We start from the raw sequence: 24881 nt of genomic DNA on the forward strand, positions 1-24881 counted from the left end.
GCGAACGGCACGTGCCCGTCGTCCTCCGACGTCCCCGGCGCGGGCGGCGCCCGACCGCGAACGGCGGACCCCGACGACCGCACCCCACCAGGGGAGGGAGACCACGATGAGCAGGGCCGCGAGGACGGGTTCCCCCTCGTCCGCCGGACTGGCCGCCGACAGCCACGACGTGTTGCGCGTGCACGGTGCCCGGGAGAACAACCTTCGGGACATCAGCGTGGAGATCCCGAAACGTCGGCTGACGGTGTTCACCGGCGTCTCCGGATCGGGCAAGAGCTCGCTTGTGTTCGGCACGATCGCGGCGGAGTCCCAGCGGTTGATCAACGAGACCTACAGCGCCTTCGTCCAGGGGTTCATACCGGCCCTCGCGAGACCCGAGGTCGACGTCCTGGAAGGGTTGACGACGGCCATCATCGTCGACCAGCAACGGCTCGGGTCGGACCCGCGCTCCACCGTCGGCACCGTCACCGACGTCCACGCGATGCTGCGCGTCCTCTTCAGCCGGCTCGGCCAACCCCACGTCGGCTCGCCGAACGCCTTCTCCTTCAACGTGCCCTCGGTCCGCGCCCACGGCGCGATCACCGTCGAGCGCGGAGCGAGCCGGACCGTCAGGCAGACCTTCTCCCGCACCGGGGGCATGTGCCCGCGCTGCGAGGGCAGGGGAACGGTCTCGGACCTCGATCTCACCCAGCTCTTCGACGACTCCAAATCCCTCGCCGAGGGCGCGCTGACCATCCCGGGCTGGAAATCGGACAGCCTGTGGACCGTCCGCGTCTACGCCGAGTCCGGCCTCCTCGACCCGAACAAGCCGATCCGGGAGTACACGCGCGGGGAGATGGACGCCTTCCTCCACCACGAACCGACCAAGGTCAGGGTCGAGGGTGTCAACCTGACCTACGAGGGACTCATCCCCAAAGTGCGCAAGTCCTTCCTCGCGAAGGACCGGGAGGCCATGCAGCCGCACATCCGGGCCTTCGTGGACCGGGCGGTCACCTTCGCCACCTGCCCCGACTGCGACGGCACCAGGCTGGCCGAGGCGGCCCGGTCGTCCAGGATCCAGGGGAGGAACATCGCCGACGTCTGCGCGCTCCAGATCAGCGACCTCGCCGAGTGGGTCCGCGGCCTCGACGAACCCTCCGTGGCGCCGCTGCTGGACGCGATGGGGCGCACCCTCGACTCGTTCGTGGAGATCGGCCTGGGCTACCTCTCCCTGGACAGGCCCTCGGGAACCCTGTCGGGTGGTGAGGCGCAACGGGTCAAGATGATCCGGCACCTCGGCTCCTCGCTCACCGACGTCACCTACGTCTTCGACGAACCCACCACCGGCCTGCACCCCCACGACATCCAACGCATGAACGACCTGCTGCGGCGACTCCGGGACAAGGGCAACACGGTGCTGGTCGTGGAGCACGAGCCGGAGACCATCGCGATCGCCGACCACGTGGTCGACCTCGGTCCCGGAGCCGGCGGCGCGGGCGGCACGGTCTGCTTCGAGGGCACGGTCGAGGGCCTCCGGTCCAGCGGCACCACGACGGGACGGCACCTGGACGACCGGGTCTCCGTCAAGGAGGTGGTGCGCACGCCCACCGGGAGGTTGGAGGTGCGGGGGGCCACCAGGCACAACCTCCGGGACGTCGACGTCGACATCCCACTCGGCGTGCTGGTCGTCGTCACCGGCGTCGCCGGTTCGGGGAAGAGCTCGCTGGTGCACGGGTCGCTCCCCGCCGACGTCCAGGCGGTGTCCATCGACCAGACCCCCATCAGGGGCTCCCGCCGGAGCAACCCGGCGACCTACACCGGCCTGCTCGACCCGGTACGCAAGGCCTTCGCGAAGGCCAACGGGGTGCGGCCGGGGCTGTTCAGCGCCAACTCCGAAGGGGCCTGCCCGAACTGCGGTGGCGCGGGTGTCGTCTACACCGACCTCGGGATGATGGCCGGTGTCGCCACCACCTGCGAGGAATGCGAGGGCAGGCGCTTCCAGGCCTCGGTGTTGGAGCACCGACTCGGAGGGCGCGACATCAGCGAGGTGCTCGGGATGTCGGTCTCCGAGGCGGAGGAGTTCCTCGGTGCCGGCGAAGCGCGGGTGCCGGCGGCGCACACCACCCTCGAACGCCTCGTGGACGTGGGCCTGGGGTACCTGCGGCTCGGACAGCCACTGACCACGCTGTCCGGTGGTGAACGCCAACGCCTCAAGCTCGCCACCCGCATGGCGGAGAAGGGCGGTGCCTACGTCCTCGACGAACCCACCGCCGGCCTGCACCTCGCCGACGTGGAACGACTCCTCGGCCTGCTCGACCGGCTCGTCGACTCCGGGAAGTCGGTCATCGTCGTGGAGCACCACCAGGCCGTGATGGCGCACGCCGACTGGATCATCGACCTCGGGCCGGGTGCCGGGCACGACGGCGGCCGGGTCGTGTTCGAAGGGACCCCCGCCAGCCTCGTCGCGGCGCGGTCCACGCTGACCGGCCGACACCTGGCGGCCTACGCGGGCGCCTGACCGGCAGAGGGCTCGACCGGTGGTCGCGTCGATCTGGGTAGGGTGGGGACGACCGCACAAGATGGATCGGGGTACGCGGATGCGTCGTGGAGGGGTTCGGATCAGGCGGGTCGTCGACCGGGTCAACACCTGTGCCGTCGCCCAGCGCGAGTCGCCCCGGTGGGGCCATTGGGTCCGCCGCTACCTGACCACCGTCACCTACACCGGCCGCCGTTCGGGCCGCAGCTTCACGATCCCGGTCGCCTACCGACGCCGAGGCGAGTACGTGCGCATCCCGGTCAAGCTGCCGGACGCCAAGAACTGGTGGCGCAACTTCACGGGCACCGGCGGGCCGCTGAGCCTGGAACTCGACGGTGCCCCGCGCGCCGGGCACGCCGTGGCGTGCCGGGACGAGCGCGGGCGGGTCACGGTCATCGTCCGGTTGCGCGACTGAGCGCACGGGCGGCGGGGAGCCGTCGCCGGAGTCCGACGTGGCCGGTGGCTGACGCCCCGCACCACGGCCACCCCTTTCCTCCCTCGCGCCTCCGCACCCGCGGCGCACCGCTGCCCCATCGGGCCATCGGCCGTTCGGCCCGGGTGCCGACACTGGCGGGGGCTGAGTTCCGACCCGGCGCCGGTGCCCGGCCCGTCGTGCACCCGCTCGCCGCGTCCCCGGTCCCGGCCCCACGGGAGGTGGCGCCCGGGCACCTCGCGGTCGACAACCGAGCAGGGGCGGGGGATCGTGAGGCGGCAAGCCCCGCCCAAGCGATCGGGAACACCTGCCAGGGACGCCTCCCCACCAGGGAGGCGAGGTGCCGGAGGGCCCGGACCCGACGGCGGAGCGCACCGGCCGACCGGGTGAGGACGGCCCGAACCAGGAGGGCACCGTGACGAGCGCAGCTCCCGTCCAGCACGCGCTGGTCCTCGCCGGCGGGGGTTCCCGCCGTTTCGGGGGAGGCGACAAGACCACGCTGCGGGTGGGCGGGGCCACGTTGCTGGACCGCGTCCTGGGTGCCGTACCCACCGGCACCGACACGGTCGTGGTCGGACCGGAACGTCCCACCGGCGCGGTGGTCCGCTGGACCCGCGAACGGCCCCCGGGCGGCGGGCCGGTCGCCGGGATCGCCGCCGGCCTCCACCTGCTGCCTCCCGCCGACTCCCGCCCCGGGATCCCCCTCGTGGCCCTCCTCGCCGCGGACCACCCCTTCCTCACCCCGGGCACCCTGCACCGGTTGGCGGTGGCGCTGGTGGGGACGACCGGCAGCGGCGCCGTGCTCGTCGATGACGCGGGACGCAGGCAGTGGCTGGTGAGCCTGTGGCGGCTGGACGCCCTGCGCTCGGCGGTCCCCGAGGATCCCGCGCACGCCGCCCTGCGGTCCACCCTGGGCGCGCTGCCGGCCGTCGACGTGCCCTCGGTCGGTGCCGAGGCGTTCGACGTGGACGACAGGGAGGCGGCCGCGCGGGCCGACGAACTGGCCTGAGCGGCCACCCATCCGTTCTGGCGTGAGCGGCCAGCCGTCCGTCCTGGCGGGAACCGGTCCGGTCGACAGCCTCCACTCCGCCCGCACCGCCGCCCACCGGCCACCCGCCCCCCGGTGTCGCGGACGCACGGCGGGCCCCTGGTGGCCGCCCCTGACCGAGGCATCCACCCCCATGCGCCAGCCCGCCTGCCATCCTCACCGGTGCCAAGGCGCTGCCTGGTCACGGAGCCAGGACCGACCGCGCGGCGGGGTGGATCGGACCGTGCCCGTCGCCGAGTACGAGCTGCCCGGACCCGGCAGCGAGCCCCACGGGATCGCGGGTGGGGGCGGACGGGGCGCCGTGAGTGGCCCGTGGAGAGCGGATCGCCAGCTCGGGTCGGGTGCGCGGAGCCAGGCGGTGGCTGACGAGGAGGAGCGAAGGGGCGCGTCTCGCTGACGGCCGGGGCGCGGCGCCGTGCCGCGGCCCGGCGCGAGGACCCGCCCCCCGGCTCGCGCCGGGACCACGTCCGAGGGCGCCGTGACCAGTTGACCGCGGCCACACCCCTGTTCGGGTTAGCTGTCCGCACTCGCCGACGTGTCGAGTCCGCAGCGGTCCACGGGGGTTCGGCGATACGGTGGTGCCCGTCGTCCGGCGGTCCGCCGGGGTGGTCCGGTCGCCTCGGCGGGGGCGGGGGTCACCCCAGCCCGCGGATGCCGGACACCGAGGCACCACGAGACGTTTTGTCGCAGGAGGTAGGCAGAGTGACCGAGGGCGGGCAGGCCGGCACGGACCAGGGGGGCCAGGCGTCCGGTTACCAGACCGTGGACAGTCACCCGGCCAGCACTCCGGCACAGGACGCCGGGGTCCTCGAACGGATGGTGTTCGAGATCAAGCGGGTGATCGTTGGCCAGGATCGACTGGTCGAGCGGATACTGGTCGGGATGCTGGCCAGGGGCCACATCCTGCTCGAGGGTGTGCCCGGTGTCGCCAAGACGCTGGCAGTGGAGACCGTCGCCCGCGTCATCGGAGGTTCCTACTCCCGCCTCCAGTTCACCCCCGACCTCGTCCCCGCCGACATCCTCGGCACCCGGATCTACCGGCAGGGGAAGGAAGCCTTCGACGTCGAACTCGGTCCCGTCGTCGCGAACTTCGTACTGGCCGACGAGATCAACCGCGCCCCGGCGAAGGTGCAGTCGGCCCTGCTGGAGGTGATGGCCGAGCACCACGTCTCCCTCGGCGGTCGGACCTTCGACATGCCCCAGCCCTTCCTCGTGCTGGCGACGCAGAACCCGATCGAGAACGAGGGGGTCTACCCCCTGCCTGAGGCCCAACGGGACCGCTTCCTGTTCAAGGTGCAGGTCGAGTACCCCAGCCCGGAGGAGGAACGCGAGATCGTCTACCGGATGGGCGTCCGGACCCCGGAACCCCAGCAGGTCGTCGACCCGCGCGAACTCAGCAGGCTCCAGGACGTCGCGAGCCAGGTCTTCGTGCACCACTCGTTGGTCGACTACGTCGTGCGCCTGGTGGTGGCCACGCGCACCCCTGCCGAACACGGTCTCGCCGACGTCGCAGACTGGATCGCCTACGGCGCGTCCCCCCGAGCCACCCTGGGACTGGTCGCGGCCGCGCGCGCGCTGGCGTTGTTGCGGGGCCGGGACTACGTGCTCCCGCAGGACGTGGTGGACATCGCGCCCGACGTGCTCCGACACCGGTTGGTCCTCTCCTACGACGCTCTCGCCGACAACGTGCCCGTGGACCACGTGGTCTCCCGCGTGCTCCAGACCGTTCCGCTGCCGCAGGTCTCCGCCCGCCCGCAGCAGCCGAGCATGCCGGCACCCGTCGTGCACAACCCCGCCCACCCGCTGCCGTGACCGGAGTTCGGACCACGCCCGACCAGCCCCGACCCGCCTGGGCGCCTCCGACCACGCGGCCGGGGCGGCCCGAGGCGGCACTGCGGTCACTCGAACTCGTGGTTCGGAGGAGGCTGGACGGGCTGCTCCAGGGCAACCACCTCGGCCTGCTGCCCGGGCCGGGCAGCGAGCCCGGCGACGCCCGGGTCTACCAGGTGGGGGACGACGTCCGGCTGATGGACTGGGCGGTCACCGCGCGGACGACGGAACCCCACATCCGGGACACCGCCGCCGACCGGGAGCTGGAGACCTGGCTGGTGATGGACCTCTCGGCCAGCCTCGACTTCGGCACCGTGAACTGCGAGAAGCGGGACCTCGCGGTGGCCGCCGCCTCCGCCCTGGCCTACCTCACCAGGAACGGGGCCAACCGGGTCGGGGCGGTGATCTCCACCGGTGACCGGACGCGTCGGCTCCCCCCGGGGAGCGGGCTGCCACACCTCAGGTCCCTGATCAAGGAGATCGCCGACACCCCTCGGGCGGAGCAGGGTGTTCGGGGCGACCTCGGGGCGGCACTGGAACAACTTCGCAGGCCGAGGCGCAGGCGGGGCCTGGTGGTGGTGATCTCGGACTTCCTCGGCCCCCTGGACTGGGTCCGTCCCCTGCGGGCGCTGGGAGCCCGGCACCAGCTGCTGTCGGTCGAGGTGCTGGACCGCCGTGACCTCGAACTCCCCGACGTGGGAACGGTCGTCCTCGCCGACCCGGAGACGGGGCGGCAGCGTGAGGTGGAGACCACCCCGAGGCTCCGCCGGGACTTCGCCGCCGCCGCCTCGGCCCACCGGGCCGAGGTCGGACGGGAACTGCGGCGCGCCGGCGGCGCGCAGCTCACCCTCCGCACCGACTCCGACTGGATCGCCGACATCGTGCGGTTCGTCGTGACGCGCAAACGACAGTGGTCAGGGGGTACGCGCTGATGCCGAGCCTGGCGTTCGGTGGTTTCGCCACGCCATGGTGGTTCCTGCTCCTGCTCGGGGTGGCCGCGCTGGCGGTTGGCTACCTGCTGGCGATGCGCCGCCGACGACGGGACGCCCTGCGCTTCGCCAACCTGGAGCTGCTCGACAGGGTCGCCCCGCCCACCCCGGGATGGCGGCGCCACACCCCCTCGGGCCTGCTCGGCGTCGCCCTCGTGCTCCTCACGGTCGGTCTGGCCGGCCCGACCACCGAGGACCGCGTTCCCCGGAACCGGGCCACCGTGATGCTCGCGATCGACGTGTCGCTGTCGATGCAGGCCACCGACATCGAGCCGAGCCGGTTGGAGGCGGCCCAGGACGCCGCCGCCGAGTTCGTCGAGGGCATGACCCCCGGGGTCAACGTCGGGCTGGTGTCCTTCGCCGGGTCAGCCACGGTCCTGGTGCCGCCCACCGTCAACCGGGACACCGTGGTCCAGGCGATCCAGGGGCTGCGGCTGGCCGAGGCCACCGCGACCGGGGAGGCCATCACCGCCTCCCTGGCGGCCATCGAGTCCTTCGGGGCCATCGTGAGCGGTGCCGAGGGGCCACCACCCGCCCGCATCGTGCTGATGACCGACGGGAAGCGGACCGTGGGCAAGCTGGAGTTGGACGCGGCCGAGGAGGCTGCCGAGGCCGAGGTGCCGATCTCCACCATCTCCTTCGGCACCGACTCCGGTCGGGTGGAGATCCAGGGGCAGGAGATCGACGTCCCGGTCGACGACGTCATGATGGAGCAGATCGCCGAGATCTCCGGCGGCGAGTTCTACAAGGCGGCCAGCGCCGAGGAGCTCCACCGCGTGTACGACACGCTCGGTGAGCAGATCGGTTACGAACTCCAGCAGGTCGACGCCTCCAAGCCCTGGTTCGTGCTGGGCACCGTCGTCGCGGTGCTCGCCGGGACCTCATCCCTGCTGATCACCAGGCGTGGCATCTGACCCGAGCCGGCCCCCACCCCCGCACAAGTGGCCGACGAACGGGGAATCAGCGCATTCCTTGTAGGACGCCGCATGTCGGCCGGCGGGAGGCGTCCCATAGCGTTGCGTCCAGTCTCGCTCCATCGGCTCGCAGGAGGACGTCTTGGCACGGTCGGTTCTGGTCACCGGAGGAAACCGCGGCATCGGCCTGGCGATCGCCCAGGCCTTCGCGGCGCAGGGCGACAGGGTCGCCGTGACCCACCGGGGCAGCGACGTCCCCGAGGGACTGCTCGGGGTGAAGTGCGACGTCACCGATGCCGCCCAGGTGGAGGCGGCCTTCGCCGAGATCAAGGAGCAGCACGGTCCGGTGGAGGTGCTGGTCGCCAACGCCGGGATCACCGACGACACCCTGCTGCTCCGCATGAGTGAGGACCAGTTCGCCCGGGTCCTCGACGCGAACCTGACCGGCAGCTACCGGGTGGCCAAGCACGCGGCGAGCGCCATGCTCAGGAAGCGGTGGGGCCGGATGGTCTTCATCTCGTCGGTGGTGGGGCTGACCGGTTCCGCCGGCCAGGTGAACTACGCGGCGAGCAAGGCCGGTCTGGTCGGGATGGCCCGCTCCATCGCCAGGGAACTGGGTTCCCGGAACATCACCGCGAACGTGGTCGCGCCGGGATTCGTGGCCACCGACATGACCGACCAGCTCCCGGAGAAGCGGCGTGAGGAGATCCTCGGCCAGGTCCCGCTGGGCCGGTACGCCACCTCGGAGGAGGTCGCCGCGGCGGTGACCTGGCTCGCCTCGGACTCCGCCGCCTACGTCACCGGCGCGGTCATCCCCGTCGACGGCGGCCTCGGCATGGGGCACTGACCCTCCCCGACCACCACTCCAAGCACAGCAACCAGGAAGGACGACACAGGTGACCGGACTGCTGGAGGGCAAGCGCCTCCTGATCACGGGTGTGATCACCGACTCCTCGATCGGTTTCCACGTCGCGAGGAAGGCGCAGGAGGAGGGCGCGACGGTGGTGCTGACCGGTTACGGCCGGCTCAGCCTCGTCGAGCGCATCGCCGGTCGACTGCCCACGCCGGCGCCCGTGGTCGAACTCGACGTCACGGACCAGGAGCACCTCGCCACCCTCGCCGAGCGGGTGGGACAGCACGTGGACGGGCTGGACGGCGTGCTCCACTCCATCGGGTACGCCCCGCCGTCCTGCCTGGGAGGTGGCTTCCTCGACGCGCCGTGGGAGGACGTCGCCACGGCCATGCACACCTCGGCCTACTCGCTGAAGTCCCTGACGACCGCGCTGATGCCGCTGCTCGCCGAGCGGAGCTCCGTCGTGGGGATGGACTTCGACGCCAGGCAGGCCTGGCCCGTCTACGACTGGATGGGCGTCGCCAAGGCGGCGTTGGAGTCCACCAACCGCTACCTGGCGCGGGACCTCGGCGGGAGGGGGGTCCGGGTCAACCTCGTCTCCGCCGGACCGCTGAAGACGATGGCCGCGAAGTCCATCCCCGGTTTCGAGGGCCTGGCCGACGCCTGGACGAGCCGCGCCCCCCTCGGCTGGGACGTCACCGACCCCGAGCCGGTGGCCCGCACGGTGTGCGCGATGCTCTCGGACTGGCTGCCCAGCACCACCGGTTCCATCGTGATGGCTGACGGCGGCTTCCACGCGGTCGGCGTCTGACGCACCGCCAGCCACGGCCCGCCGAGGGGCTTATGGCCGCCGCCACAGCCGGTGCCACCCCCTGCCGCCGAGAACCGGGCAGCGGAGTAGAAAAGGCACGTGAGCTACGACGCCGTGCTGCTGCTGTCCTTCGGCGGGCCGGAAGGCCCTGAGGATGTCCGCCCGTTCCTGGAGAACGTGACGCGAGGACGCGGGGTCCCGCCGGAACGGCTTGACGACGTCGCCGAGCACTACCTGCACTTCGGCGGGGTCTCGCCGCTGAACCAGCTGAACCGCGACATCATCGACCGCGTTCGGATCGAGCTCGACCGCCAGGGACTCGACCTCCCGGTGTACTTCGGCAACCGCAACTGGGAACCGATGGTCGAGGACACCGTCGCGCGGATGGCCGCCGACGGTGTTCGACGGGCCCTCGTCTTCGCCACCAGCGCCTACGGCGGGTACTCGGCGTGCCGGCAGTACGACGAGGACATCGAGCGCGCCAGGAACGCGGTGGGCGAGCGGGCCCCGGAACTGGTCAAGCTACGCCAGTTCTTCGACCACCCGCTGTTCGTCGCCGCCAACGCCGACGCGGTGCGTGCGGCGCTGGAGGAGATCCCCGAGGAACGACGCGCCTCGGCCAGGGTGATCTACACCGCCCACTCGGTGCCCACGGCCGCCGACGCCGTGGCCGGCCCCGCCTCCGAGGGCGGGCACCGCTACTCGCGGCAGGTGGCCGAGGCGGCCCGCCTGGTCTCGGCCGAACTCGGAGCCACCGAGTACGACGTGGTCTGGCAGTCCAGGTCCGGCCCGCCGCAGGTCCCGTGGCTGGAACCCGACGTCGTCGACCACATCGAGACCCTCGACCCGGCCGAGGTGCCGGCCGTGGTGGTCTCCCCGATCGGGTTCGTCAGCGACCACCTGGAGATCCTGTGGGACCTGGACGAGGAGGCGAGGGAGGCCGCCGAGGAACGCGGGATCGGGTTCGCCCGCGCCGCGACGGCGGGAGCTGACCGCCGCTTCGCCGAACTCGTCGTGGAGTTGGTGCGCGAGCACGTGTCCGACGCGCCGAGACGCAAGCTGTCCGAGTTGGTCTCCGGCGGGTGCACCGTGAACGGGGCACCCTGCGCGGTGGGCTGCTGCGAACGGGTGGGCGCCCACCGCTGAGGCGGACGCGGCGGGCCTCGGCGGGCGGTGCGGCCGAGGTGAGCGGAGGCTGAGCGCCCCCGGCCACCGGGGGTGTTCCGGTTGCGGCCGCCCACGGGGGCGACGGCGAGGACCGGCGGACCCCGCGTACGCCGGTGCGGGCACTCGGGGGACACCGAAGGGGAGCGTCAGTTCTCGACGACGGGCTCCATGCCGAGGATCCGGCTGCGGAACATGTAGCACAGGACGAGGGCGATGGTGCCCAACGTCTCGGTGTCCTCCGCGACCCGGTCCAGATCAGACCGGACCCGGTCGGGTTCACCGTTGGCCATGTCCCGGATCGCCCGCCCGGCCAGCAGCAGCGCGCGTCGGCGCGAGTCCTCCACCAGCTCCGGGTTCGTCGTGGCGGTGTCCAGCTCGGCCGTCATCGTGCCCGCCGAGCCCTCCTTCGTCTCGATCACCCGCGCGGTGACCTGGGAGCCGGGGGGCAGCCGGGAACCGAGGACCCGCGCGAGCAGGGTGATGGCCCGTCGTAGCCGGTCGGGACCCGTCAGCAGGACCCCCGCGGCCCGGGCGCCCTCCGACCCGTCGCCGTGCCACATCCTGCTGATCACGACGAGCAGGTCCTCCAGAACCGCCTGGTCCTCCTCCCCCCGGGGGATCACCGCGAGCCAGTCGAGCAGCACCAGGTAGTGGGAGGGGACCGCGAGCGGGGAGATCGTGCTGTCGACGATGCGTGCCACGGTCGAGCTGATCGCCGACTGCGCCTCGGCCGGCCAGGCCGCCACGGCCTCACAGATCCGGTGGGCCGCGTCGGTGTCACCCGCCACCGTCGCCTGGAAGAGCTGGCCGACGGCCTGCATGGTCAGTTCCCGGCTCGGATCGTCCTGGGCCGGGGCCGGCACCTGGATGCCACCCGCCTCGTCGTGCGGAGCGAACCGCACGATCGTCGTCGTCCACTGGCGGAGGAGCGCCCCGAGGCTCCCCGCCGCGCGCACCTCGTGCACGACGCGGTCGAGCTGTTCGGGATCCCGGGATCTGATCGCCACGATCGCTCGATCCGACCAGTCCGCGAGCTTCGCCTTCTCTCCGCCGCCTTGTCGCACGCGGTCATCCTCTCGCACGTCGGCGAAGTCCCGCGACTCCGCCTGCCAGCACCGCCGGGTACGGGTGGCCCTGGTCGTCGACCACCCCCGGTCCGGTCGTCAGTGTCGGGCCGCGCGGTCGCCGAGGACCCGTGCCGCGTCGTCCACGGCGGTCATCCGGGCGGCGCGGACCGCGTTGAAGATGGGACGCAACGCCTCGTCGCGGGCGCGGGCCGCCGAAGCCGACAACGCTCCCCCCGGAGCGTCCCTGCTGGCGACGTCCAGGATCGCCGCCACCTCGGCGGACCGTTCCAGCACGCGCAGCGCGCGCTGCGGCATCGCCTCCGGCCACTCAGGACGGGGCGTGTTGGCCAGGGCCGCGGCGATCTCCTCGCGCACGCCGGGGCGTTTCCGGGCGACGCCCAGCTCGGTGAGCGCGGTCGCCGCCTGCCGCATCGCCGCGGCCAGACCGTGCTCGGCCTCACCGATGGGGTGCAGGGGTGTCGGTGGCATCTCGGGGAGTTCGTGGACGCTCCAGCGCATCAGCCCCTCCGGCCCCGGCCGGGGGACCAGACCGATGCCCGCCTCCGGAAGCACGACGGCTTCCCCCGCGAGCAGCGCGGCCTCGCTGAACGGGCCAGGACCGCCGAGACCGCGCACGTCACCCGCGACGGGGAGGACGAGGCGCGCGTTCGTCTCGGGACAGCGCCGCAGAGCGGCGAGCAGCATGGCGAGACCGGTCGGACCGTCGTTGGGGCCGGGCAGGTCCAGGGTCGCGGCGGTCTGGTCGTCAGCCGCTCGTACCTCGTGGGCTTCGGCCCAGATGTTCAGGGCATCAAGCACATCATCGGCGGCGGCCGAACCGCGCAGCCAGGCGGATGTCCAGATGACCATCGTCGCACTCGGGGATGGCACGGCGCACGAGAGTACTCGGTCGGGTGGCCAGACGTCGAAGGGCCACCACCAGTCCGCTCCCGCCGCCGGGACCCGCCCGGAACACCCGGGGCGCCACCTCCGGTTACCGTTGTCGACCATGCCGTTCGGAAACCCGGGCCTGCCCGGCCTCGACCCCCATCGGCCACGTCGGTCCGTACCGGAGCTGCCCGTCGAGGAGGGCCTGGTGGTGGAGGACCCGGTGAGCGGGTTCTGCGGCGCCGTCGTGAGGGTGGACGGCGGCGGCGTGGTGCTGGAGGACCGGCACGGCCGCCGCCGTGTGTTCCCACTGCGCGCGGCGGGCTTCCTGCACGAGGGACGTCCCGTGACCCTGGTGCGCCCGCGCCCGGCCGCTGCCCCCGTGCCGGCGGCGTCCCGCTCCGCGTCCGGTTCGACCAGGGTCGACGGGTTGCGGGCCCGGGTGGCGAGGGCGAGCCGGCTCTGGGTCGAGGGAACGCACGACGCCGAGCTGGTGGAACGGGTGTGGGGGCACGACCTGCGGGTGGAGGGGGTGGTCGTGGAGCCCCTCGGCGGCGTCGACCACCTCGCCGACCGCCTGGTGGAGTTCGCCCCGGGGCCCGGCCGCCGGGTCGGCGTGCTGGTGGACCACCTCGTCGAGGGCAGCAAGGAGTCCCGGCTGGTCGCCGAGCTCTCCTCGCTCCCGGGCAGCGACCACGTCCTGGTGACGGGTCACCCGTACGTGGATGTGTGGCAGGCCGTGCGCCCCACGTCGGTGGGGGTGACCGCGTGGCCGGAGGTGCCCAGGGGGCGCGAGTGGAAGGAGGGGGTGTGCGCCGCACTCGGTTGGTCGGACGCCGCCTCGGGCTGGCGCCGGGTGCTGACCGGGGTCGACAGCTTCCGTGACCTGGAGACGCCGCTCATCAACGCCGTGGAACGCCTCATCGACTTCGTCACCGAACCGGACGCCGAGCGCGCCGGCTGAGGCCTCCGGACGGCGCAACCCCTGTCGCCCCTCGTGCACCGGCCCCCGCTTCCTGACCCGGAACCGGGCGCTGTCTGCCACCATGGAGGCATGGCGGCGCTGCTGTGGGTCATCGCGGGAACGGTGCTCATCATCGCCGAGGTGCTGTCCGGGGAGTTCGTCCTCGTCATGCTCGGCCTGGCCGCGCTCGCCGCGGCGGCCTCGGCGGGGCTGGGCCTGCCGCTGTGGGTCGACGTCGTGGTCTTCACCGTCGTCTCGCTGGGGCTGGTCACCCTCGCCAGACCCGCGTTGAAGCGCCGGATGCGGGTGGGTGACGAGGTCAGGATGCACACCGACGCCCTGATCGGAGGCAAGGCGACGGTGGTGGCCACGACCGACTCCCAGGACGGGCGGGTGCGGATCGCCGGGGAGGTGTGGTCCGCCCGCAGTTTCGACGAGACCCAGGTCCTGGAGGAGGGGCAGGAGGTCGTCGTGCTCGACATCAGGGGAGCGACCGCCGTGGTGTGGCGGGAACCGTGGGAACTGCCCTCCTGACCGGTTCCCACCAGGGGACCTCCCCGCTCGTTGACAAGAAAGGTGGACACTGATGACGTCAGTGATCGTGCTGGCGGTCGTGGTGTTGTTGGTCATCACGATCGTCGCCAAGGCCGTCCTGGTGATCCCGCAGGCGACCGCGGCGGTCATCGAGCGGCTGGGCCGGTTCCGCACGGTCGCGGCTCCGGGGCTGAACTTCCTCGTACCCTTCTTCGACCGGGTGCGGGCCCGGATCGACCTGAGGGAACAGGTCGTGTCGTTCCCGCCGCAACCCGTGATCACCGAGGACAACCTGACGGTGTCGATCGACACCGTCGTCTACTTCCAGGTCACCGAGCCCCGGGCCGCCGTCTACGAGATCTCCAACTACATCGTCGGTGTCGAGCAGTTGACGACCACGACGCTGCGCAACGTCGTGGGCGGGATGAGCCTGGAGCAGACGCTGACGTCCCGCGACCAGATCAACAGCCAGCTGCGGGGTGTCCTCGACGAGGCCACCGGGAGGTGGGGCATCCGGGTGGCGCGGGTGGAGCTGAAGGCGATCGACCCGCCGCCCTCCATCCAGGACTCGATGGAGAAGCAGATGCGCGCCGACCGGGAGAAGCGCGCCATGATCCTCACGGCCGAGGGTGAGCGGGAGTCGGCCATCAAGACCGCCGAGGGGCAGAAGCAGTCCCAGATCCTCGCGGCGGAGGGGTCCAAGCAGGCGGCGATCCTCGGCGCCGAGGGCGAGCGGCAGTCGGCGATCCTGCGCGCCCAGGGTGAGCGCGCCGCCCGGTACCTCCAGGCGCAGGGGCAGGCCAAGGCGATCGAGAAGGTGTTCGCCGCGGTGAAGGCGGGGAAGCCGACTCCCGAGCTGCTCGCCTACCAGTACCTGCAGACCCTCCCGCAGATGGCGCAGGGCGACGCCAACAAGGTGTGGGTGATCCCCAGCGACTTCAACAAGTCGTTGGAGGGTTTCGCCCGGATGCTCGGCGCGCCGGGCGAGGACGGGGTCTTCCGCTACGAGCCGCCCACCGAGGAGGTCCCCGAGTCCCGCCCCGAGGCGGAGGACGAGGCCGTGGCCGCCTGGTTCGACACCTCGACCGACCCCAAGGTCGCCGAGGCGGTCCGAGCCGCCGAGGAGGTCGCCCGCAAGGAGGTCCCCGGCCCCGTCGCCGGACTGCGGGGACCGGGGGACAGCCCCTCCCCCTCGGCCACGCCGTCCGCCGGGGCAGCCGGCCGGGCGCTCGGGCAGGCGGCGCCCCAGCCCCCCGTTCCCGGGGCCGCGTCGGAGAAGACCACCGAGCCGGAGCGGCGGGACTGAGCCGACCGGCCGGCGGGTGATCCGTCGGTCAGTGTCTAGCTCGGCGACCCGTCTTTCGGGTTGGAAAGCTCCGATCTTGTGGACCGACCACCGTTCTCATCGCGGAACAATCGGGAAACAGTTGCGCAGCGTGGCAGGGTCCCCCGGCGATGCTTCAGCGTCCGGGGGACCCCTCGCGGCCATTGATTACGGTCAGCGACTCGCTGCGCTGCGTGGGTGGGAGTGTGCACAAGCCGATCAGGAAAGGGACTAATGTCGGCACCATGGATTCCTCCACGCACAGCGAACGGACGACGGGCAGGGTCGGGCGCTACAAGTCCACTTCTCGTGAGGTTCCCACGCGTGCTGGAGCACGGCGGGGAGCCACCACAGGCGACCGCCACGACGCGGTGCCGCCCGCCGAGATCGCGCAGGAGGTGGGGGAGGCCGCCCGCCAGCTGGGAGACCAGCTCGGCGACCCGAGCGCCCCGCACACCCTGGCGGACGTGGAGCGCATCGTCGAAGGCCTGACCGGTGCCGTCGCCGGTGCCGCCGTGGGCCTGGACGGGCTCACCCACTGGCTGCGCAGCACCGGATACGGTGGAGACCTCTCCGGGCACGCCAGCGCGGTCGCCGAGCGCCTCGCCCATGCCGGGGACGACCTGGCGATCTTCGCGGAGGCGGTGCGGAAGGCCGCCGGCGGAACGGAGTAGGAGGGCCCGTCCGCACGGACGGGGCGCGGGCCCGGACGACGCGACACGTGCCTGAGGCGGGTGTGGGCCCGCGTGCGGAGGGGTGTGCGGTGGAACTCCCAGCGAGTGTGGCCAACTTCGTCGCCGGCCAGCCGACCGGTGTCGAGGGAACCGAGCGGACCACGCTGGTGGACCCGAGCAGCGGAACCGAGTTCGGGTCGGCGCCCATCAGCCGGTGGAACGACGTGGACACGGCCATGCGCCGTGCCGAGAACGCCCACACCGGGTGGGCCGCGACCACTCCCCACGAACGGCAGCGCGCTCTCCTGCGCTGGGCCGACCTGGTGGAGGGAGCGGCCGACGAGTTCGTCGCGGCCGAGTGCGCGAACACGGGCAAGCCGGCGCGGCAGGTCGCCGAACGAGAACTCCCCCTCGCCGTCGAGCACATCAGGTTCTTCGCCGGAGCGTCCCGCGTCCTCGACGGCGTCGCCGCCGGCGAGTACCAGCGGGGGCACTCCTCCCTGCTGCGCAGCGAGCCCCTCGGCGTCTGCGCGCACATGATGCCGCACAGCCACCCGATGTTCCTGGCCGCGGCGGGCGTGGCCCCCGCGCTGGCCGCCGGCAACGCGGTGGTCCTCAAACCCGCGGAGACGACCCCGCTGACCAGTGTGATGCTGGCCGAGCGCGCCGCCGAGGCACTGCCGCCCGGGGTTCTGAACGTGATCTGCGGGGATCGGGACACCGGACGGGCCATGGTGGCGCACGAGGTCCCCCGCCTGGTGTCGCTGACCGGCGCCGTGCGGTCCGGCATGGAGGTGGCGGGCTCGGCCGCCGCGGACCTCAAGCGCGTCCACCTGCGGCTGGGTGGGAAGGCACCAGCCCTGGTGTTCGGCGATGTGGACGTTCCCCTGGTCGCGGGCGAGCTGGCGAGGGCGGCCTTCGCCAACGCGGGGCAGGACTGCCTGGCGGCCGCCCGCGTCCTGGTGGCCGACGAGGTCTACGACGAGCTGGTCGCGGCGTTCGTCCACGAGGTGCGGGGCCTGCGGGTTGGTCCGCCCAGCGACCGGGACGCCTTCTACGGGCCGCTGAACAACGAGAACCAGGTGGAGCAGGTCGAAGGGGTGCTCGACCGCCTCCCCGAGCACGCGACGATCCTCACGGGAGGAGTTCGTTCCGACCAGCCGGGGTACTTCTTCGAGCCCACGGTCATCGCCGGCGTCGACCAGGACGACGAGACCGTGCAGAACGAGATCTTCGGTCCGGTCGTCACCCTCCAGCGGTTCACCGACGTCGACCAGGCGGTGGGGTGGGCCAACGGCGTCCGGTACGGCGGGGCGGCGAGCGTGTGGACTCGCGACCACGCCAGGGCGGTGCGCCTGTCGGGCCTGCTCTCCTTCGGATGCGTCTGGATCAACAACCACGGCAGCGTGGTGGCCGAGATGCCGCAGAGCGGGTTCCGCCACTCCGGGCACGGCACCGGGATCTCCCGTCACGGTCTGGACGACTACACCCGGTTCAAGCACGTGATGAGCCGCCTCTGACCCGAGGGGAGCGCCGCGCGGGCACCGTCACGCCGCCACGTCGGTGGCCCCGCGCGGGCCGGGCGGAGCGGGCGCTCGGGCCCACCCCGCCCGCCGGCCCCGGCGCGGCTCAGAGCAGCGGTGGGCGGCGGTCCCGCCAGGGGCGCGCCCGTTCGAAGGCGTGGCACGCGGCGAGCACCCGGTGATCGGTGTACCGGCCGCCCACCACCTGGAGACCCACCGGCAGCCCGCCGGAGGTGACACCGCACGGGATGCTGGCCGCCGGCTGCTGGGTCATGTTGAACGGGTAGGTGAACTGGCACCAGCTCGTCCACCGGTCACCCGGCCAACCGGGCGGGACCTCCCGACCCGCCTCGAACGGCGGAATGGGCATGGTGGGCGTCAACAACAGGTCGAAGCGTTCGTGGAACCGGCCCATCAGCGCGCCCATGGCCGCGCGGCGCGCGTTCGCGGTGAGGTAGTCACCGGCGGAGAAGGACGCTCCCAGTTCGGTGATCTCCCGCAGCCCGGGGTCGAGTTCGGCGCGCTGCTCCGGGGTGAGGTGCTCGACGGACTTGGCGGCGCCGGCGAACCACAGGGTGTGGAACTCGGCGACGGGGTCGGTGAAACCCGGGTCCACCTCCTCCACCTCGGCTCCCAGCTCCTCGAACACGCGGGCGGCCTCCGCGACCACGGCGGCGACCTCCGGGTCCACCCGCACGTACCCGAGGGTCGGGCTGAAGGCGATCCGGAGCCCGGAGACACCGGAGTCGAGGTTCCCCAGGAAGGACGCGGCCGGTGGGGGCACCGTCGACCAGTCCCTCGGGTCGGGACGGGCGATCACGTCGAGCAGCAGGGCGGAGTCCGCGACGCTGGTGGTCATCGGGCCGACGTGCGCCAGCGACCCGAACGGGCTCTGGGGGTGGTGCGGGACCCAGCCGTAGGTGGGCTTGTGGGCGAAGACCCCGCAGAAACTGGCGGGGATGCGGACCGAGCCACCGCCGTCGGTGCCCACGGTCAGCGGAGCCATCCCGAGCGCCACGGCGGCGGCCCCGCCTCCGCTCGATCCTCCCGCCGTGCGCCCGGTGTCCCAGGGGTTGCGCGTCACTCCGTGGAGGGGGCCGTCGGTGACCCCCTTCCAGGCCAGTTCGGGCGTCGTCGTCTTCCCGACCAGCACCGCGCCCTGTTCCCGGAGGCGGGCGACGCTGGGACCGTCCTCGGTCCAGGACTGCGCGGGGGAGACGCTCCGCGATCCGCGCAGGGTGGGCCACCCCGCTGTGAGCAGCACGTCCTTGATCGAGGTGGGCACACCGTCGACCAGGCCCTCCGGCGCGCCCCGCGCCCAGCGTTCGGTGGACTCCTTGGCAGCCCTGGTGGCGTGTTCGGGATCCACCAGGCAGAACGCGTTGACCTCGGGATCCACCTGCTCGATCCGCTCCAGCACCGCCGCGGTGGCCTCGGCCGGGGACAGCTCCCCGTTCCGGAAGGCGGAGAGCATCTCCACCGCGGTCAGATCCGCCGCACTACCCACCACTGACCTCCATCAAGACGTCGAGACGTACCCGAGTCGCTTGTCGACGACGTTGAGCGGCTCCCGTCCACCGAGGACGCGCCGCAGGTTGTCGCCGAACAGCTCGACCAGTTCGTCCCGCCATCCCACCACGTCCCCGGACATGTGGGGAGAGACGATCACCGACGGGGCCGACCACAGCGGGGAGTCCTCGGGGAGCGGTTCCTCCTCGAAGACGTCGAGGGCCGCGCCGCCGATCGTCCCGGCGGCCACCGCCTCCTCCAGCGCTCGCTGGTCCACCAGCGGGCCGCGCCCCACGTTCACCAGCACGCCCTCGGGACCGAGCGCGGCCAGTTCCCGCGCGCCCACCAGTCCCCGGGTGGCCTTGGTCAGCGGGGCGGCGAGCACGAGGTGGTCGGCGTCGGGCAACAGGGTCGCGAGTTCGCTCGACGGGTGCACCTGACCGAGGTCGGGGTCGGAGTCCCTCCCCGTCCGCCCGACACCGGTCACGGCGACCCCGGCCGAGGTGAGGGACCGTCCGATGGCTCGTCCGATCGGGCCAGTGCCCACCACGACGGCGTGGCTACCGGCCAACCGGCGGGTCTCCCGGTGCCGCCACCTCCGTTCTCCCTGGAACCGGAGGGTGCTCGGCAGGTCCTTGGCGAAGGCGAGCAGCAGACCGAGGACGTACTCGGCCATGGGCTGGTCGAAGACCCCCCGGGAGTTGGTGAGCAGGACGTCGCTGTCGACCAGGGCGGGGAACATCATGCGGTCCACCCCCGCGCTGGCCGTGTGGACCCAGCGCAGCCGATCGGCACGGGGCCAGCTCTCCGCCAGCGCGTCGGAGTTGAAGTCCCAGACGAAGAGCACGTCGGTGCCGGGCAGCAGTTCGGCCAGCTCCGCCGGTCCGCCGGCCGCCCGGACCTCGGCCACCAGCGGGCGGACCGGCGCGAGGTCGGGTGGGGCGTCCGCCCCGTGCAGGACCGTGATGACCGGTGGGTGCGGAGACATGCGGCGTGACCCCCTCGCTTCGGCTGCCGGTGCCGGCCGCGACCGTCGACGGAGAGCGTTCGTCCGTTCGCCGTAAAGAGCCGACATGTCGGCGGTAGCCATTGACACGCTAGGAACCGCTCGTAGGATTGTCAACAATCCGCACAGGCACCACGGGGTACACCGCAACGGGCACGCGGAGACCACGACGAGACAACGCCGGTCGTCGCGCACCACCTCCCAACCAGGTCCAGTCTCCACCGCCCGGAGGTTCCGGTATGCCGAAGTACATGTCGATCGAGCTCGCGAAGCGCGGAGTGTCCTGCGTCGCCGAACTGCTCGAGAAGGACGCCCCCCGAACCTGCGCGGCCGTCTGGGAGGCGCTGCCCCAGGCCGGGGACGTCCACCACGCGAAGTACGCGCGCAACGAGGTCTACACGATGGTGCCCCACTTCGCCGAGGTGGAGCCGGGACTGGAGAACCCGACGGTCACGCCGATCCCCGGTGACGTCGTGTACTTCGCCTTCCCCGGCGGCATGCTCGACCGGGACTTCAAGGAGGAGAAGGGCATCGGGCACCTGCCAGGGGTGATCGACCTCGCGATCTTCTACGGGCGGAACAACCTGCTGCTCAACGGTGACGTGGGCTGGGTCCCCGGCAACGTGTACGCCACCATCGTCGAGGGGCTCCCGTTGATGGCCGAGGCGTGCCACGACGTGTGGAGATCCGGCAGCGTCGGCGAGCGGCTCATCTACCGGCGTCACGCGGGCTGATGGTGGGTCCGAAGTGCCGCCCGAGGGTCTCGGGGCTGTCGGCGGTCCATTCCTGCACGACGGGATCGGCGTCGTCGCCCCCTTCGATTTCGCGCTCGACCGCGAGTTGTGGCGGTGGGTCCCTCCCGAGGCGACCCTCCACCTGACCCGGGTGCCGTTCGTCCCGGTCCCGGTGACGGTGGAGATGGCCACGATGATCAGTGACGAGGAGGCCGTCCACCGCGCCGCGCGTGACCTGCTCGCCCCCGAGCCGAAGGTGTTGGCCTACGCCTGCACCTCGGGCAGTTTCGTCAACGGGGCGCGGGGGGAGCACGCCCTGACGTCGATCATGCTCGAGGCCGGCGCCCCGGCGGCCGTCACCGCCTCCGGGGCGCTGGTCGAGGCGCTGTCCGTGCTCGGGGTGACCCGCCTCGCGGTCGCCACCCCCTACGTGGACAGCATCAACGAACGCCTGGTCTCGTTCCTGGGCGAGTTCGGCGTGCGCGCCGTGTCCTGCCAGGGGCTCGGGTTGCTGGGCCAGATCTGGAAGGTCTCCTACCAGGAGGTCGTCGAGATCGTCCGGCTCGTCGACCGCCCGGACGCCGAAGCCGTCTTCGTCAGCTGCACCAACGTGCCCACCTACGACGTGATCCCCCTGTTGGAGCGCCTCCTCGGCAAACCCGTGCTGACGGCCAACCAGGTGACCATGTGGGGAGCTCTCCGCCTGTTGGGGCGGAGCGCGGCGGCCGAGGACCAGCGGTTGATCCGTTCCAGTCACATGTCGGCCGCCTGAACCGGGCGACCCATCACCACGAAGTGTAGGATTGTCGACAATTCCCGAGGTTGGCGTCGTTCCGCCAGGAGCGGCGCCGTGGGTGTCGGCAGCTGGAGACCACCGTCGCCCGGAGGGGCGCGTCGAGACAACCGGAGGTGCGTTCGTGACCGTGACGGTCGGCATTCTCTACCCGGGTTACAGCGCGGAGGACGACTACCCGAGGCTGGAGGGCCAGCTCGGAGGTGGGGTGCGGCTTCCCCTGGTGCACACCCTGATGCGCGAGGACGCCCACCGTGTCGACGCCCTGCTCGACGTCGGCGGCGAGGACGTCCTCGCGGACGGTGCCGCCGCGCTCGCGGGGCACGCGCCCGACGCGGTGGTGTGGGCCTGCACGTCCGGGAGTTTCGTCTTCGGGTGGGAGGGGGCCCACACGCAGGTGGAGAAGCTCGCCGCCGCGGCGGGCGTACCCGCGTCCAGCACCTCCTTCGCGTTCGTCCGGGCAGCCAGGGCCCTGGGGGTGAGCCGCGTCGCCGTGGCCGCGACCTACCCCGCCGACGTCGCCGAGCGGTTCGTGGAGTTCCTCGGTCGAGCCGGCATCCGGGCGCTCACCCTCACGAGCAGGGGCATCGTGACGGCGGCCGAGGTGGGGACGCTGGGGGAGGACGACGTCCTCGATTTCGTGGCGGCCAACGACCACGTCGACGCCGAGGCCGTCCTGGTCCCCGACACCGCCCTGCACACCGCGAGCCTGCTGGACCGGCTGGACGAGCGGCTCGGGAAGCCCGTGCTCACCGCCAACCAGGTGAGCGTGTGGGAAGGACTGCGGTTGGCCGGGCGGACGGCCACCGCCGGGCTGGGGGCGCTGTCCAGACCCCAGCCCGTCACTGAGTGAGGCCGGGCGGGGACGACCGCCCGGTGGGGAGGAGAGGGTGACGTGGTCAGCCTGACGGAGGACACGACACCGGGCGGAATCGCGCCACTCGCGCGCAGGTCCACGGCGGAGATCGTCGCGGAACGGCTGCGGGAGGCCATCATGCACGGCGGGCTCCCGCCGGGCAGTCAACTGGGTGAGATCGACCTGGCCAACCGGCTGGGCGTGAGCCGTGGGCCGCTGCGCGAGGCCATGCAGCGGCTGGTGCAGGAGGGCCTGCTGCGCAGCGAACCGCACCGGGGCCTCTTCGTCAGCACCCTGGACGAGGAGGAGATCCGCGACGTCTACACGGCAAGGCTCGCGGTGGAGGGCGCGGCCTGCCAGCTCATCATGCGGGGCGACCGCGCCCTCGCCGTGTCGGAGCTGACCTCCGCCCACCAGCGGATGGTGGCCGCCGCTGCCGCCGACGACCGGATCGCCTTCAGTGATGCCGACCAACTGTTCCACCAGCGCCTGGTCGCCGTGTCGGGCAGTCAGCGGCTGGAGCGCATGGCGCAGACCCTCCTGGTGGAGACCAGGATGTGCCTCACCGCGCTCCAGGAGACCTACCGGCCTTCCGGGGACACCGTCGAGGAACACCGCCTCCTGGTGGACGCCATCGAACAGGGGGACGAACGGCTGCTGCTGGAGCGGCTGGAAGCGCACATGACCGAGGCGGTGGAGCGCCTGACGAGCGCCTCCTGAGGTCCGTCCGAGGTCCGGCCGGCGCCGCTTGAGCGTTCGGCTCCGTGCGGCGCGCGGCCGGGCCCGGCCCCCGGGCGCGCACCGGCGGTGGTGCCGGGCGGACCTACCGCCAGGAGGGCCACGCGGAGGTGGGACGGCCGGCGGGATGGCCTCCCGAGCGGAGCCTCAGAAGCCGATGTTCACCAGCTTCGTCTCCAGGAACTCGTCGATGCCGGTGTGACCGCCCTCGCGTCCGACGCCCGAGTGCTTGATCCCGCCGAAGGGCGCCGCCGGGTTGGACACCAGGCCCTGGTTCAGACCCACCATGCCGGTCTCCAGGCCCTCGGCCATGCGCAGGCCCCTGGCGAGGTCCCGGGTGTAGACGTAGCTGACGAGGCCGTACTCCGTGTTGTTCGCGGCTGACAACGCCTCCTCCTCGGTGTCGAACGCCGAGATCGGGGCGACCGGGCCGAAGATCTCCTCCGACGACATCCGGGCCTCCCACGGCACGTCCTGCAACACCGTCGGCGTGAAGAAGTGACCGCCGCGCAGTCGTTCGTCGGTGGGCACGTCACCTCCCACCACGACCCGGGCCCCGCGGTCCACGGCGTCCCGCACCAGGGTGCGGACCTTCTCCTGCGCCCGGGCATCGATCAACGGACCGACCTGGGTGCTGTCCTCCACACCGGGACCGAGGCGGAGCGCGCTCATCCGCTCGGCCAGCCGCCGCCCGAACTCCTCGGCGACGCCCCGCTGGGCGTAGATGCGGTTGGCCGCGGTGCAGGCCTCGCCCATGTTGCGCATCTTGGCGGTCATCGCGCCGTCCACCGCCGCGTCGAGGTCGGCGTCGTCGAAGACGACGAACGGGGCGTTGCCACCCAGTTCCATCGACACCCGCAGGACCTGCTGCGCGGACTGCTCGATGAGCCGCCGCCCCACGGCGGTGGAACCGGTGAAGGAGATCTTCCGCGCCCTCGGGTCGCGGATGAGCGGTTCGACCACACCGCCCGCGTCCGTCGCCGGCACCACGTTGAGCACCCCGGGGGGCAGCCCCGCGTCCTTGAGGATGCCCGCGAGGGCGAGCATCGACAGCGGGGTCTGGTGCGCGGGTTTGATCACCATGGTGCAGCCGGCGGCGATGGCGGGGCCGATCTTCCTCGTCCCCATCGCCATCGGGAAGTTCCACGGCGTGACGAAGAGGCAGGGGCCGACCGGTTGGCGCATGACCAGGAAACGGCTGGCCCCGTTGGGGGCGACCTGGTAGCCGCCGTCGATGCGGACCGCCTCCTCGGAGAACCAGCGGAAGAACTCCGCCGCGTAGGCGATCTCGCCGCGCGCGTCGGCGAGGGGCTTGCCGTTCTCCCTCGTCATCAGCACGGCGAGCTCGTCCTGGCGGCGCATGAGCTCCTCGAACGCCCGGCGCAGGATCTCCCCGCGCTCCCTGGGCGGGTGGGCCGCCCAGGAGGCCTGCGCGGCGACGGCGGCGTCGAGGGCCGCGGTCCCGTCCGAGGGCGAGGCGTCCGCCACCTCGCAGAGGAGTTCCCCGCTCGCCGGGTCCCGGACCTCGAAGGTGGCCCCGCCCGTGGCCGGCACCCACTCGCCGTCGATGAACAGGTCCTTCGGGGTGTGGGCGAGGAGATCGCCCCGTGCGGTGGCGTGCTGCTGGGTACCGGTCATGATCCCGACCTTCCCTCCGCGGGTGTGGACATGCAACCGCTGGGATGGTTGCATGGACGATGATTGTCGACAA

General features: G+C 72.3%; 23 protein-coding genes. 18 read left to right on the forward strand and 5 right to left on the reverse strand.

The genetic code is table 11. From position 1 onward, the window contains the following. The first annotated feature begins 106 nt into the window (after positions 1-106). The 9 genes from C1701_RS22090 to C1701_RS22130 all read left to right on the forward strand — a co-directional run bounded on the left by C1701_RS22090 (position 107) and on the right by C1701_RS22130 (position 10539). Complete coding sequence (locus tag C1701_RS22090; RefSeq protein ID WP_026418772.1) at positions 107-2497, forward strand: ATP-binding cassette domain-containing protein; 2391 nt, start codon at positions 107-109, stop codon at positions 2495-2497. A gap of 79 nt (positions 2498-2576) precedes the next feature. Further along, entirely contained in the window at positions 2577-2930 is a 354-nt protein-coding gene (locus C1701_RS22095; RefSeq protein ID WP_026418773.1) for a hypothetical protein, read from the forward strand. A 433-nt stretch (positions 2931-3363) separates the two neighbouring features. Further along, the gene (gene mobA, locus C1701_RS22100; RefSeq protein WP_030226842.1) at positions 3364-3957 is read left to right on the forward strand and encodes a molybdenum cofactor guanylyltransferase; all 594 of its coding nucleotides are present in this window, start codon (positions 3364-3366) and stop codon (positions 3955-3957) included. Between the two features lie 855 nt (positions 3958-4812). Next, complete coding sequence (locus C1701_RS22105; protein ID WP_245588797.1) at positions 4813-5808, forward strand: AAA family ATPase; 996 nt, start codon at positions 4813-4815, stop codon at positions 5806-5808. Beyond that, on the forward strand, positions 5805-6758 hold the full coding sequence (locus tag C1701_RS22110; protein WP_026418775.1) for a DUF58 domain-containing protein: 954 nt from the start codon (positions 5805-5807) through the stop codon (positions 6756-6758). Before C1701_RS22105 ends, C1701_RS22110 begins: the two co-directional genes overlap by 4 nt. 8 nt (positions 6759-6766) lie before the next feature. Beyond that, positions 6767-7729 carry a VWA domain-containing protein gene (locus C1701_RS22115; RefSeq protein ID WP_026418776.1) on the forward strand — a complete coding sequence of 321 codons (963 nt, stop codon included), beginning with the start codon at positions 6767-6769 and terminating at the stop codon, positions 7727-7729. Positions 7730-7871: 142 nt separating this feature from the next. After that, positions 7872-8576, forward strand: a complete 705-nt coding sequence (gene fabG / locus C1701_RS22120) for a 3-oxoacyl-[acyl-carrier-protein] reductase (protein ID WP_026418777.1) — start codon at positions 7872-7874, stop codon at positions 8574-8576. Positions 8577-8625: 49 nt separating this feature from the next. Continuing rightward, positions 8626-9393, forward strand: a complete 768-nt coding sequence (gene fabI / locus C1701_RS22125) for an enoyl-ACP reductase FabI (RefSeq protein WP_026418778.1) — start codon at positions 8626-8628, stop codon at positions 9391-9393. 99 nt (positions 9394-9492) lie between these two features. Continuing rightward, positions 9493-10539: a ferrochelatase gene (locus C1701_RS22130; RefSeq protein WP_026418779.1), complete on the forward strand. Its 1047-nt coding sequence runs from the start codon at positions 9493-9495 to the stop codon at positions 10537-10539. 167 nt (positions 10540-10706) lie between these two features. Here C1701_RS22130 and C1701_RS22135 read toward each other — a convergent pair whose 3' ends face one another. Then, positions 10707-11567 carry a hypothetical protein gene (locus tag C1701_RS22135; RefSeq protein ID WP_155886125.1) on the reverse strand — a complete coding sequence of 287 codons (861 nt, stop codon included), beginning with the start codon at positions 11565-11567 and terminating at the stop codon, positions 10707-10709. Positions 11568-11723: 156 nt separating this feature from the next. Further along, positions 11724-12518 carry a hypothetical protein gene (locus C1701_RS22140; protein ID WP_103056540.1) on the reverse strand — a complete coding sequence of 265 codons (795 nt, stop codon included), beginning with the start codon at positions 12516-12518 and terminating at the stop codon, positions 11724-11726. 118 nt (positions 12519-12636) lie between these two features. On the opposite strand from C1701_RS22140, the gene C1701_RS22145 reads away from it, so the two are divergent. From C1701_RS22145 to C1701_RS22165, 5 genes are all read left to right on the forward strand, one after another. After that, complete coding sequence (locus tag C1701_RS22145; RefSeq protein WP_103057147.1) at positions 12637-13479, forward strand: DUF3097 family protein; 843 nt, start codon at positions 12637-12639, stop codon at positions 13477-13479. A gap of 90 nt (positions 13480-13569) precedes the next feature. Next, a complete protein-coding gene (locus tag C1701_RS22150) occupies positions 13570-14013 on the forward strand; it encodes an NfeD family protein (protein WP_026418783.1) in 444 nt (147 codons plus the stop codon). Positions 14014-14065: 52 nt separating this feature from the next. Next, entirely contained in the window at positions 14066-15319 is a 1254-nt protein-coding gene (locus C1701_RS22155) for an SPFH domain-containing protein (RefSeq protein WP_026418784.1), read from the forward strand. Positions 15320-15582: 263 nt separating this feature from the next. Further along, complete coding sequence (locus C1701_RS22160; protein ID WP_026418785.1) at positions 15583-16011, forward strand: hypothetical protein; 429 nt, start codon at positions 15583-15585, stop codon at positions 16009-16011. An 89-nt stretch (positions 16012-16100) separates the two neighbouring features. After that, a complete protein-coding gene (locus C1701_RS22165) occupies positions 16101-17531 on the forward strand; it encodes an aldehyde dehydrogenase family protein (protein ID WP_248783890.1) in 1431 nt (476 codons plus the stop codon). A 109-nt stretch (positions 17532-17640) separates the two neighbouring features. Here the strand turns inward: C1701_RS22165 and C1701_RS22170 are convergent, their stop codons facing one another. Both C1701_RS22170 and C1701_RS22175 read right to left on the reverse strand, forming a co-directional pair. Then, positions 17641-19008 (reverse strand): amidase, encoded by a 1368-nt coding sequence (locus C1701_RS22170; protein WP_051313957.1) that lies wholly within the window; start codon positions 19006-19008, stop codon positions 17641-17643. 45 nt (positions 19009-19053) lie between these two features. Then, complete coding sequence (locus C1701_RS22175; RefSeq protein WP_026418788.1) at positions 19054-20031, reverse strand: D-2-hydroxyacid dehydrogenase; 978 nt, start codon at positions 20029-20031, stop codon at positions 19054-19056. A 257-nt stretch (positions 20032-20288) separates the two neighbouring features. On the opposite strand from C1701_RS22175, the gene C1701_RS22180 reads away from it, so the two are divergent. The 4 genes from C1701_RS22180 (at position 20289) to C1701_RS22195 (ending at position 23152) form a co-directional block, all read left to right on the forward strand. Then, positions 20289-20783: a DUF3830 family protein gene (locus tag C1701_RS22180; RefSeq protein WP_026418789.1), complete on the forward strand. Its 495-nt coding sequence runs from the start codon at positions 20289-20291 to the stop codon at positions 20781-20783. A 13-nt stretch (positions 20784-20796) separates the two neighbouring features. Then, positions 20797-21555 carry a maleate cis-trans isomerase family protein gene (locus C1701_RS22185; RefSeq protein WP_026418790.1) on the forward strand — a complete coding sequence of 253 codons (759 nt, stop codon included), beginning with the start codon at positions 20797-20799 and terminating at the stop codon, positions 21553-21555. A gap of 145 nt (positions 21556-21700) precedes the next feature. Next, a complete protein-coding gene (locus C1701_RS22190) occupies positions 21701-22429 on the forward strand; it encodes a maleate cis-trans isomerase family protein (protein WP_026418791.1) in 729 nt (242 codons plus the stop codon). A 42-nt stretch (positions 22430-22471) separates the two neighbouring features. Then, positions 22472-23152 (forward strand): GntR family transcriptional regulator, encoded by a 681-nt coding sequence (locus C1701_RS22195; protein ID WP_026418792.1) that lies wholly within the window; start codon positions 22472-22474, stop codon positions 23150-23152. 165 nt (positions 23153-23317) lie between these two features. On the opposite strand, the gene C1701_RS22200 is transcribed toward C1701_RS22195, so the two are convergent. Continuing rightward, positions 23318-24808 (reverse strand): NAD-dependent succinate-semialdehyde dehydrogenase, encoded by a 1491-nt coding sequence (locus C1701_RS22200; protein WP_026418793.1) that lies wholly within the window; start codon positions 24806-24808, stop codon positions 23318-23320. Positions 24809-24881: the final 73 nt, after the last annotated feature.

This window comes from Actinoalloteichus sp. AHMU CJ021 (assembly GCF_002895405.1).
GTDB lineage: Bacteria > Actinomycetota > Actinomycetes > Mycobacteriales > Pseudonocardiaceae > Actinoalloteichus_B > Actinoalloteichus_B caeruleus.

What these genes read in the sequence shown, in the direction of transcription:
- C1701_RS22145 (WP_103057147.1), top strand. Translation starts at nt 12,637, where the DNA reads ATGCCGTTCGGAAACCCGGGCCTGCCCGGCCTCGACCCCCATCGGCCA.
- C1701_RS22090 (WP_026418772.1), top strand. Translation starts at nt 107, where the DNA reads ATGAGCAGGGCCGCGAGGACGGGTTCCCCCTCGTCCGCCGGACTGGCC.
- C1701_RS22105 (WP_245588797.1), top strand. Translation starts at nt 4,813, where the DNA reads ATGGTGTTCGAGATCAAGCGGGTGATCGTTGGCCAGGATCGACTGGTC.
- C1701_RS22200 (WP_026418793.1), bottom strand. Translation starts at nt 24,808, where the DNA reads ATGACCGGTACCCAGCAGCACGCCACCGCACGGGGCGATCTCCTCGCC.
- C1701_RS22180 (WP_026418789.1), top strand. Translation starts at nt 20,289, where the DNA reads ATGCCGAAGTACATGTCGATCGAGCTCGCGAAGCGCGGAGTGTCCTGC.
- C1701_RS22175 (WP_026418788.1), bottom strand. Translation starts at nt 20,031, where the DNA reads ATGTCTCCGCACCCACCGGTCATCACGGTCCTGCACGGGGCGGACGCC.
- C1701_RS22095 (WP_026418773.1), top strand. Translation starts at nt 2,577, where the DNA reads ATGCGTCGTGGAGGGGTTCGGATCAGGCGGGTCGTCGACCGGGTCAAC.
- C1701_RS22155 (WP_026418784.1), top strand. Translation starts at nt 14,066, where the DNA reads ATGACGTCAGTGATCGTGCTGGCGGTCGTGGTGTTGTTGGTCATCACG.
- C1701_RS22150 (WP_026418783.1), top strand. Translation starts at nt 13,570, where the DNA reads ATGGCGGCGCTGCTGTGGGTCATCGCGGGAACGGTGCTCATCATCGCC.
- C1701_RS22160 (WP_026418785.1), top strand. Translation starts at nt 15,583, where the DNA reads ATGGATTCCTCCACGCACAGCGAACGGACGACGGGCAGGGTCGGGCGC.
- C1701_RS22170 (WP_051313957.1), bottom strand. Translation starts at nt 19,008, where the DNA reads ATGCTCTCCGCCTTCCGGAACGGGGAGCTGTCCCCGGCCGAGGCCACC.